This window comes from Paenibacillus dendritiformis, assembly GCF_021654795.1.
Taxonomy (GTDB): domain Bacteria; phylum Bacillota; class Bacilli; order Paenibacillales; family Paenibacillaceae; genus Paenibacillus_B.
On the sequence record NZ_AP025344.1, the window covers coordinates 792,160 to 802,607 of the forward strand.

A 10,448-nucleotide genomic window follows, 5' to 3' on the forward strand; every position below is an offset into this window, starting at 1 on the left:
ACACCCCTTTTCTCAAAAATGTAAAACAAAAAGAAATCGTTCTTTAGTAAAATGGAAGTACCACCAACCATCTACGAAAGGAACGATTTCTTTGTACATTCAATATAACATGAACCAACTGTGCCTGCCAATGGACTTGGAAGAAGATATCCCTGCAAATCACCTCGTTCGTATGATCAATCAAGCGGTGGATCGTCTGGATGATCAGATCTTTGCCTCCGCTTATCCAGGCGGCGGACGTCATAGCTACCATCCGAAAATGCTCACCAAAATCATCATCTACGCTTATACCTAGCGTATCTATTCTTCTCGTCAAATTGCCAAAGCGGTGCGTGAGAATATTCCATTCATGTGGCTTGCAGCCAGACAACGCCCGGATTTTCGCACCATCAACCGCTTTGGGTCCGAGCGGATGAAGGATGTGCTCGAACAGATTTTCACCTCCATTCTTGGTTTCCTTGTCGAGGAAAATTACGTTAAGCTCGAACATTACTTTGTAGACGGGACGAAAATCGAAGCCAATGCCAATAAGTATACCTTTGTCTGGGGAAAAGCCGTTGTAAAGCCCAAAACTAAAGTGCAAGAAAAAGTAAAGACGTTGTTTTGCAAGCATTGAAGAAGCGGGGCGTCAGGAAGAGCAGGATCTGCAAGGGCAAGATTTACGAGAGCTTGGGGAATCGAGCGAGGTCACGAGCGAGAAGCTGGAGAAAGCCGTAGAGCACCTGGAGCAAAAGCTGCAAAAGCAACCCAAAAACAAACCGCTCAAAAAAGCAGTTCGGCTGTGGCGTAAAGATCTCCTGCCTCGCTTGTAAAAATATGAACATCATCAGGAAGTGCTCGGAGAATGGAACAGCTACAGTAAAACCGACCCGGACGCTACCTTTATGCGAATGAAAGAAGACCACATGAAAAATGGACAGCTCAAGCCTAGTTATAATGTACAAATTGGCACCGAAAATCAGTTTGTGGTCGGATACCGTTTGCATCAGCGGCCTACGGACACCCGTTGCATGAAACCTCATTTAGAGAAAGTGAAGAACGCGCTGGGCAAGCTGCCGGGAACGATTATAGCAGACGCGGGTTATGGAAGCGAAGAGAACTACGCCTGTTTGGACGAAGAAAACGTAGAGGCTATCGTGAAATACAGCACGTATCATCAAGAAAAATCAAAGAAATGGAAACAAGATGTCAGCAAGATCGACAATTGGGAATACAATGAACAAACGGATACATGGACGTGTCCCGGTGGACAAGTTCTTGGCTTCCGGTATGAGAGCAAGCAAAAAAACGAGAGTGGTTATGAAATCAAACTTAGGCATTACCGAAGTCAGGATTGATCGAATTGCCCCCTCAAAGCAGCCTGCACCAAGGCCAAAGGGAATCGAGAAATCCGAGTAAGCATGAAGTATCTCCGCTCTAAGCAACAAGCGAGGGAGAAGTTGCGGAGCGAAGAAGGATATGCCCTGTCGGTTCGACGAATGGTCGAACCGGAACGTGTATTTGGACAAATGAAAAACAACAGAGGATTCAGACGCTTTCTGCTTCGAGGCCTGTCAAAAGTAAGCCTCGAGGTCGGGTGGCTTTCCCTTGCCCCTAATTTGCTCAAGTGGGCAGTGATGAAGCAAAAAGGTCGAGTAGGGGAACCAGTGTACCCCCTAACTCGACCTTTTTTCGAATTTTACGGCCATCCTACAGGGAGTAAAAACTATTTATGAGACAGCCCCAATCTAATAGAAGATTAAATCATGTTCTAATTTTTCCAAGAATACTTGGAATCTCATCATAGCCTTCGATCCAAATTACGTTCAGCCCGAGTTCTTTATAATACTCTTCTTGCAATTTCTGATTGACAGTATCAAACTTTTGAATGTTTCTCAAGTCAATATTAGATACATCTAAGTCTTTCTTGTGATATAGCTCTTTTTTTAAGATTACATAATGTTTACAGATATCGCTTTCCTGCTTTCTTGAAGCAATATCTAGTAGTCTTCTTAAATTGGGGTCTGTCAATGATAATCCAATGAACAGGCAAGTGTTTTCTCTCAAATAATTTAGTTGAATTAAATTTGACCAACTATATGGGTCTAGCATTAAGTTGTGATACCCTTCTTCTGAAAAAACCAAAAGACTTTTAGCTAAATTGGTATAACCTATTCCATCCCTTGGCAAAAATCCATGCACATGGTATATACCTAATTCATCTCTTGTTGGAATATCACCCTCTCGAAATATGGCACGGTGACTAATGTCATGTTTTTGAAAGTTAAACTCAATTAAATCGTCAAAATTATAATTTACAACACCTCGTATACCTACTCCATTTCGAACTGGCTTACAAAGTTTGGTTATAGCAGTTAGTATGTTAGATTCATTTACACACGATTTGTATAGAATCTTTGTTAGCGTCTCAGTAAATAATTCTTGTAGCCCTTGTCGAATATAACGTGCCATAAGGAGTGGAGAGTTTCCATTAGAATCTTTTAGGTTTTTTATAATGAAATCCCTTTCATTTTCAGATAAATTGATATTAAATTCCTTAAGTTTATTGCTTAATAACGAAACCAATAAATCTGATACTAGATTGTCCCACATTGGGATTTTCGCATCCCGCGATACTCCTGCGCCTAAAAATAAAACTAGTTCATCACCAAAGAAACAGTTTCTAAGATTATCAATATGTTTATCTCTTTGATTTTCATTAAAATCCGGTTCGTTGTTGATGCCTTGAAAAACTTGATTATTTAATACAAGTTCGAATATATTTTCAACCGCTTTCGATACAACTTCAGGGTAATTATTAAACATTTCTTGAAGACTACTTATATCCCAAATACCAATCTTAATTAAATTATCATTGCTCAATTTTTTTATGATATTCATTTTTTCTTCTTCAGTAAGTTCTACGGTAAGAATAAATAATATGTTTTGTACATTAACTCCTGAAGACTTTATCACATTCAAGAGCCTATTATATGTTTCGTAAATCATTCTTAGTGAGTTTTTATTTCGGTATAGTTTAATCTCAAATACAGTTGCCCCTTCGTATTCTCTAAATCCATCGGGGGCATATGCATCAAACTCAAACAAGCCTTTACCCTTGATTCTGTAGTTTGTTATGAGTTCTTTATTGTTATCTTGAAAAACTTGCGATAGTACCTTGAAAATTAAAGCTTCTATCATCGCATATGATGAAGAAGGGTTTTTAGTATTTAGAAGTTCATCAACAAATATTTTTATATCCATATAACTCTCCGGTCTTCGTGGTTTTATAAAGCTAATTCCAATATATAGTATATTGAAGAAGTTGATATATTACTAGTATGTTCTATGTATAAAAGCTGAGTAAATGTCATTCCATCGTTTAACTGTACTCCCTGTCACCTCGTCACATGTGGAGTGCTGTTCACTGTTAGTGCGGAAGGACAATTAAATCAGAGATGTAGTGGCGGATAAAATGAAGAGGGGCAATTCCCCTCTTGATTTATTACTTATCGGTTTCTTCTTTTGACCATTCGCCCCATATACCCAAGTGATTTCCATTCGGGTCGAAAAACTGAAAGCTAGCAATGTGTTCGTCCATAAGAGGTAACTGATGAACTGTTTTTTTCGGAATCCATCTATCCAAGTAGTCTTGGCAACACGAAATAAATCCTCCCCGTCCACCCTAGTTCCAGTAAGTCTAATATAATAAGTTTGAAACGCAGAATTGACATCCAATCAATATTGAACAACTAGAGTTCAAAGTAAAACATTGGCTAAACAAGTGGAAAGACAGGTTCAGTCATTATCAAGGCAAAGTGAGAAGCGGAAAGAAGAAAAGAAGGGTTTCATTAAACTTCTTGCCGTAACGGAAGCGGTATATAAAGAGAAGCAAGTCGCAGGCGACGATCGAATGGGAGTAATGAAAGAAACTCCGAAAACCCACTACATTCAAGGGTTTTCGGAGTTTCTTTTTTAGAGTCAACCCTGCACAGGGCTGGTCTTCATTTCATAGATTTTTTGGAGCGTATGGGCATGCTTCGTCTTCTCGTCATCGTCCTCTGTATGGAGATACCACTCCACAAGCCTGTACCCGAATACGAGAAGGATCATCTCGTAGACGCAATGATCAGCGATAGGGGATACATCCGCATACTCCGAAAAGCCTTTGTAATACGCGGGGACACATCGCTGGTAGTATTCGACCATGTGATCGATATCCGCTTCATCCGCAATCAGGCTTGCGAGATCCTCTCCCAAGTAACCCCATCCGGATGTGTCCCAGTCGATGAGCGCGATTTTCCCGTCGGCATAGATCAGGTTGGTCACCCAGAAGTCCCGGTGGCATAGCACGAGGGGCAATTTTTCGATGCGGGCGAGTATCTCGTCTGCGTGCTCATCGATGTCGATGAGCATTTGCCGCACGTGCTGCGGCAATTCGCAGTCCTCCGACCGTATATAATCGTAGACGACCGGCCATGACCGGTAATGCAGATACGTATTCTTCATGAGATCTGGGTGGCTCAGGTTGGTCAGGCTCTGCAGCACAGCGGGCTGCTCCGCATACAGCTTGCCTTGATAGCGTCCTAACTCCAGCGCGGCCTGTTCATACATGTCACCGGTCAAGTCTAATCCGGTTACGCCATCGATATATTCCAGCCACAGCTGGAATTCATTTTCTTCGGCATTGATCTCGGCGTGATAACATGTCGGCCAGCGGAAAGCATCCGAGAACGTCGCTCCCAAGTCAGACGCATAGAGATCATATTCCCGGCGCCATGAACCCGGATCTCCGTAACGCTCCCATTTCTTCTGGATTTTCAGCACGATACGGTACGGCAATTTTTCGCCATCCGCGGTTTCGGCGATCCCCGTTACCAGGGACACATTTCCCACAGTTCCGCCCTGTAACGGCATGGTTTTCCAGTCGGCAGAGATGATATCCTTCTTGAACCGTCGGCTTAAGGCATAGATTAGCGATGTAATATTCATTTCTTCCATCCTCCGTTTTTCTTCGTTTGCTTGCTTAATATGGCGATTGTTTTGTTTCGAGCCCTCTTGTCGATGAGGTAGCTCGTTTTATCCTGGACATACTTGTTCTCATGCTGCTGGGCAACATATTGCTCCCACCGTTCACGCGTCAACGAACCGTCGGCAAGCGCGGCGAGAACGGCACAGCCCGGCTCGGTCTGATGGCGGCAATCCGTAAATCGGCATTGCGGGAACCATTTCTCTACATCGGTAAAGCTTGCGCGTATGCCTTCGTCGGCATTAAATAGCCCTAGCTCACGCATACCCGGCGTATCGATGACCATCGTACCGGAGGGGAGCATGAACAGCTGACGGTGCGTTGTCGTATGCCGCCCCCGGCTGTCGATCTCCCGGATCGCCTGAACCTTCATGACGTCCTGTTCCATCAACGCATTGAGCAGGGACGATTTACCGACGCCGGACATGCCGAGAAAGACGACTGTTTTACCAGGCATCAAGTAGGGAGCGAGTTCGTTCAGCCCCAGGCCAGTATGACTGCAGATCGCGTGAACCGGCACATCAGGGATGCTTTGTGTGACTTCTGCGAGCGGGAGATTATAGTCTTCAACGAGATCAGCCTTGGTCAGAATGACGACCGGCTGGGCGCCGCTCTGCCTGGCTTGTGTCAGGTACCGCATGATGCGGGTAACCTTGAAATCCCAATTCAGGGAAGAAAGGATAAACACATAGTCAAAGTTGGTTGCAACGACCTGTTCCCGTACGGTTTTGGCATAGCCTGCGGCATGCCCTGAGTAATCCGCGCGTGAGAACTTGGAGCGGCGGGGCAGTACCGTAACGATGAGAGAATCTCCGCTCTCGTTGTAGTGCAGCAAGACAAAATCACCGACGCACGGAAAGTCTACACGCGTTTCCGCGCTGTGATAGAACGCTCCTTTGAGTACCGCCGTCACTTCGCCGCGCTCGGTCACGACCGTGAAGCGCTCGCGCCGAAGCTCCGTCACCCTGCCGGGCAATAATCCATCGGGAATTGTTTCTATTTCTGTGTAGCCATAGGTTTTCAAATCCATCATGTTTTTTTGTTAGCTCCTTTACTGTTGTTTTTTGAACGCAAAAATGCCACGGACAAGCAGCCTCTAAAGAAGCTGCTGTCGCGCGGCATCAGGACGCAAAAAAAGATACGACCTTCATCGTATCCTGCAAACAGCAATATTCACGAAAGGTTACTTTGAATGGCATACCAAAGAATACGGGCGTTGTCCCGCTTTTTTCGCGTATGCCTGCTATTCAGTTTTAAGACCTAACCACCATATAAGTAGTTGCCATTAAAACACATCTCCCTTCGTGTCAGGAACTTGCTTATCGCTAAGCTGTCTATAGAATAAGCCCTTTTGGAAAAAAAATCAATGCCTGACAGCACGATTGTGTCGGCCTGCTCCATCGAGTCTATCGTAGATAAAGAACTCGCGTGCATCATAAGTCAGCGTGAGCGCTTCCTCAAGTTGTTTGAAGGAAACGGCGTCGATGACGACCTGACGTGTTGAAGTGCGTAATAATGTATTGATAAGCAAAGAATCATCGGATCTGATGAGTATGACGCATGCTCAAAAGTTTCCGTCAAAATATGGATATGGATGGTATACGCAAGATGTCATGGAGCCAATTTGGATATGGGAGGAGAAATTTTAATTATAAAAGCCTTTTCTCAAATTTGATAAAAATTAATCTCAATATCCTAATATTGCATAATTATAAAATAATTAACTTTACTAATACTATTAACTTTATTAATTGAGAAGAATCTAAATTTCACGCATATGATGATTTAGAGAAGGATTATAATTTTTACATGCCTGTATTCGATAATGTCAAGATTGGGAGTATTGCAAACCACACATATTAATTTACTCATATAGCACGAAATGGAAGTTGACATTATCTGCTCTATTTTGCTAGTATGTATCACGAAATAAATTTCCTTTAATGCAGTCCAGAGAGGCTGAAAAGGGCGACGTGATATTGTAAGGCTAATAATATCTATGTTTTCGCATGCCCTTTTGCCCTTGCAGAAGGGCATTTTTAGTACCTCTTTTAAAGGGAGTCCCGTGAGGCTTCAAAAGAGAATGGAAAAGTCTTATGTAATCCATTCCCTCAAACACGCAAAAAGATCAACAAGAAACTGGAGGAACGTTAGAATGGATTATCGTAAGAAAACAGTGGCAGCTTCAGTAACTGGTTTAACGTTGGAAGGAATGGACATTATGTTTATTTCCTTTGCGATGACAATGATTATTTCGGAATTTAACATTGATTTCGCAACGGGTGGACTGATTTCTTCTATAACGAATATTGGCATGCTGCTAGGCGGTATTATTTTTGGGGTTTTAGCTGATAAGTATGGGCGGGTAAAAGTGTTTACGAATACCGTCTTTTTGTTTGCAATTGGGACGGCATTAACTGGATTAGCAACGAATATTGAACAAGTTTATATGTTCAGATTTATCGCAGGTCTTGGCGCAGGAGGAGAATATGGAATTGGCATGGCTCTCGTTGCCGAGGCTTGGCCGAAGAATAAACAAGGAAGAGCTTCCGCATATGTTAGTGTAGGTGCCCAGTACGGGGTTATTTTAGCGGCGTTACTAAGTGCTGTTATTCTTCCGTTTTTAGGATGGAGAGCTTTATTCTTTGTCGGCGTGGTACCTGTCATTTTCGCCTTTATTGTGCGAAAGAACCTTGAGGAATCTCCGGAATGGCTGGCTGCCCAGAAAAATAAAGAAATCAACAGGCAACATGAAAAAGGCAAGCTGGCTCAACTATTTGAAACGCCTAGAACAACGATGACGACAATTTCCTTGATGATTATGGCAACGGTGCAAATTGCCGGCTACAATGGTTTAATGATTTGGCTGCCATCCATGCTGCAGAAATCGCAAGGCTTATCCGTTTCAAGCTCTGCTCTTTGGACCATTAGTACTGCGGTTGGCATGATTGTCGGGATGCTAACGTTCGGTCTGTTTATGGACCGGTTTGGTGCCAAGCGTGCCTTTGGCATCTTCTTGCTTGCCTCTGCATGTGCTGTCTTTTTATACTCCTATGCTGCCGGAAGTGTCGCCATTTTAATCGGTGGCGCGATTGTCGGCTTCTTCTCGAATGGCATGTTTGCCGGGTATGGAGCTTTAATTAGCAGCTTCTATCCTGTGCAGATTCGAAGTACAGCGACAAACACAATTTTTAACTTCGGCAGAGCAATTGGAGGGTTTTCACCCATCTTTGTCGGCTATATTCTTCAAAGTTATGATATGACGGTCGCAATGATCTACTTAGCTGCCTTATACTGCATTTCCCTTATCGTCATGTTGACTCTAAAAAAAGAGTCAAGTGAGGCTTTGCAACCCGTTGAAGTGAAATAATTTAAGCATGAAGGAACGAATTCCACACAACAGGGATTCGTTCTTTTTTATGTGCGCCTGGCATGGTATGAACTATTGCAAGCACATTCAGGCAATTCGTAGGCAATAGATCACTTTTTCGCATTTTGAAAGCAATACAAATCATTCTGCATGAGTATGTGTCGCAAAATGATTCCGATACATATGACAGACAAGTACGGACGAATAGCAAAGAGGGGCCGGTGCCCCTCTGTCATCTATCTACATTGGATTCTCTTCCATCGCTCTAATCGACTCCGCAACCTTCGCCATCAGGGAACATTCAATCCGTTTCCGGAAAACATCACAGCTAAACTCGCAGGTTCCGTTGATGGAGCCCGTCGCATGCAGGGCATTGGCGGGACAGCCGCCGCTGCAGTAAAGTTTAGCCCAGCAATCCTTGCACTCCGGCTTCGTATAGCAGTTGCTCTCTTTAAATTGGGACTGCAGCTCAGGCCGAGTGATGCCTTCCCAGATGTTCCCCATGCTATACGCTTCATCCCCGACAAACTGGTGGCATGGGAACAGTTCGCCCCATGGCGTGACAGCGAGGTATTCTGTGCCTGATCCGCAGCCTGTGATTCGCTTCTGGATGCAAGGGCCTTCCGAGAAATCAAGCATGTAATGATAGAACGTAAACCCTCTGCCTTGTTCGCTGCGCTTAATCATTTCCTTGGCGAGAATTTCATATTGGTTGTAAATTTCCGGGAGATCGTTCTCGGTAAGCGCATAGGGTTCCCGCGGATCGCAGATGACAGGTTCCATCGAGATTTTGTCAAAACCAAGATCTGCAATATGGAAGATGTCATTGGTGAAATCGACATTGTTTCGCGTATATGTTCCCCGTACATAGTATTCCTGGTCTCCCCGCTTTTCGATGAATTCCTGGAACTTCGGCACGATAGAATCATAACTGCCTTTGCCGGTAACGGTTGTGCGCAGCCGATCATGAACCTCTTTTCTTCCATCCAGGCTTAAGACGACATTGTACATTTCCTGATTTAAAAAATCGGTGACCTCATCGTTGAGCAGCATGCCGTTCGTTGTGAAGGTGAAGCGGAATTTTTTGTTCCATTCCTTCTCCTTGCTTCGTGCGTACGTTACAATCTCTTTGACGACTTTCCAAGCCATAAGCGGCTCCCCGCCGAAGAAGTCTATGTCCAGGTTACGGTGATGGCCCGAATTTTCCAGCAAATAATCGATAGCTCTGTGTCCAACCTCTACGCTCATAATTGCTCGATCGCCATTGTATTTCCCTTGGCTGGCGAAGCAATACTCGCATGATAGATTACAAGTATGCGCGACATTGAGACAGAGCGCTTTCACATACGTTTTTCGTTTTTTTAAATCGATGGCCAGTTCCTCATACGCATCCTCTGTAAAGAGCTGCCCATTGTTTTTAAGTTCCTCGACCTCTGAGACGGTCTCACGAATGCTTTCCTCAGAGAAATGTTTTTCCTTCATTATCGTCAGGATTTGTTCGGGTGTTGCATGCTCATAAAGCGCAATGATCTCATACGCCAGGTCATCAACAACATGCACTGAGCCACTATAAGTGTCGATCACGATGTTGTACCCGTTCAGTTGATATTGATGAATCATACTGCGAATCAAGCTCCTTTTTGCCTACAAATTGCAACGGCTATCCAGCAAGAAACAACTTCGCCGTCCTTGAAGGACGGCGGTGAGTTTCATATTCTATTTGTTCATTGCGTTTTCACAACGCTGGTTGGCCACGCCGCAGGAAGTCTTGCAAGCAGACTGGCAAGATGTCTGGCAAGCGCCGCATCCGCCGTGCTTTGCAGTGTCCATCAGTTTGCGTGTGCTCAGTGTTACAATTCTTTTCATTATGAATAACTCCTCTGCCATTTCATTAGTTTACCTTGCTGCGTTCAACTATCGTAGCAACAACTTTGGATGCATAGCAATCAAAAAGGTCACACCGAAACGTACCGTCAGCATTCCACACATGTGGAGCACCTAATATTGATGGTTGGCATCACCTCTCGCCCCTATCCGCTACGAGTTCGGATGCTCGGATATGTCGCGAAC

Annotated in this window: 7 protein-coding genes and 1 pseudogene; 3 read left to right on the top strand and 5 right to left on the bottom strand. The window is 44.0% G+C overall.

The annotated features are described in order from the left end of the window. Positions 1 to 91: 91 nt before the first annotated feature. Positions 92 to 1,628, top strand: a pseudogene (locus L6439_RS29610) (IS1182 family transposase); the annotation flags it as partial. A gap of 115 nt (positions 1,629 to 1,743) precedes the next feature. Here the strand turns inward: L6439_RS29610 and L6439_RS03440 are convergent. Continuing rightward, positions 1,744 to 3,243 carry an SIR2 family protein gene (locus tag L6439_RS03440; protein WP_213470403.1) on the bottom strand — a complete coding sequence of 500 codons (1,500 nt, stop codon included), beginning with the start codon at positions 3,241 to 3,243 and terminating at the stop codon, positions 1,744 to 1,746. A 508-nt stretch (positions 3,244 to 3,751) separates the two neighbouring features. Here L6439_RS03440 and L6439_RS03445 point away from each other — a divergent pair. Continuing rightward, on the top strand, positions 3,752 to 3,958 hold the full coding sequence (locus L6439_RS03445) for a hypothetical protein (protein ID WP_213470405.1): 207 nt from the start codon (positions 3,752 to 3,754) through the stop codon (positions 3,956 to 3,958). A 2-nt stretch (positions 3,959 to 3,960) separates the two neighbouring features. On the opposite strand, the gene L6439_RS03450 is transcribed toward L6439_RS03445, so the two are convergent. Both L6439_RS03450 and rsgA read right to left on the bottom strand, forming a co-directional pair. Next, the gene (locus L6439_RS03450; protein ID WP_213470407.1) at positions 3,961 to 4,971 is read right to left on the bottom strand and encodes an aminoglycoside phosphotransferase family protein; all 1,011 of its coding nucleotides are present in this window, start codon (positions 4,969 to 4,971) and stop codon (positions 3,961 to 3,963) included. Continuing rightward, positions 4,968 to 6,041 (bottom strand): ribosome small subunit-dependent GTPase A, encoded by a 1,074-nt coding sequence (rsgA, locus tag L6439_RS03455; RefSeq protein ID WP_213470410.1) that lies wholly within the window; start codon positions 6,039 to 6,041, stop codon positions 4,968 to 4,970. The genes L6439_RS03450 and rsgA overlap by 4 nt, the downstream gene beginning before the upstream one ends. Before the next feature lie 1,122 nt (positions 6,042 to 7,163). Between rsgA and L6439_RS03460 the strand changes: the two genes are divergently transcribed. Then, positions 7,164 to 8,378, top strand: coding sequence for an MFS transporter (locus tag L6439_RS03460; protein WP_168179632.1), 1,215 nt, complete (start codon positions 7,164 to 7,166; stop codon positions 8,376 to 8,378). 240 nt (positions 8,379 to 8,618) lie between these two features. Here L6439_RS03460 and scfB read toward each other — a convergent pair whose 3' ends face one another. Continuing rightward, on the bottom strand, positions 8,619 to 9,998 hold the full coding sequence (scfB, locus tag L6439_RS03465) for a thioether cross-link-forming SCIFF peptide maturase (RefSeq protein WP_213470412.1): 1,380 nt from the start codon (positions 9,996 to 9,998) through the stop codon (positions 8,619 to 8,621). 96 nt (positions 9,999 to 10,094) lie between these two features. After that, positions 10,095 to 10,244 (bottom strand): six-cysteine ranthipeptide SCIFF, encoded by a 150-nt coding sequence (scfA, locus tag L6439_RS03470; RefSeq protein ID WP_076321126.1) that lies wholly within the window; start codon positions 10,242 to 10,244, stop codon positions 10,095 to 10,097. Positions 10,245 to 10,448 lie beyond the last annotated feature (204 nt).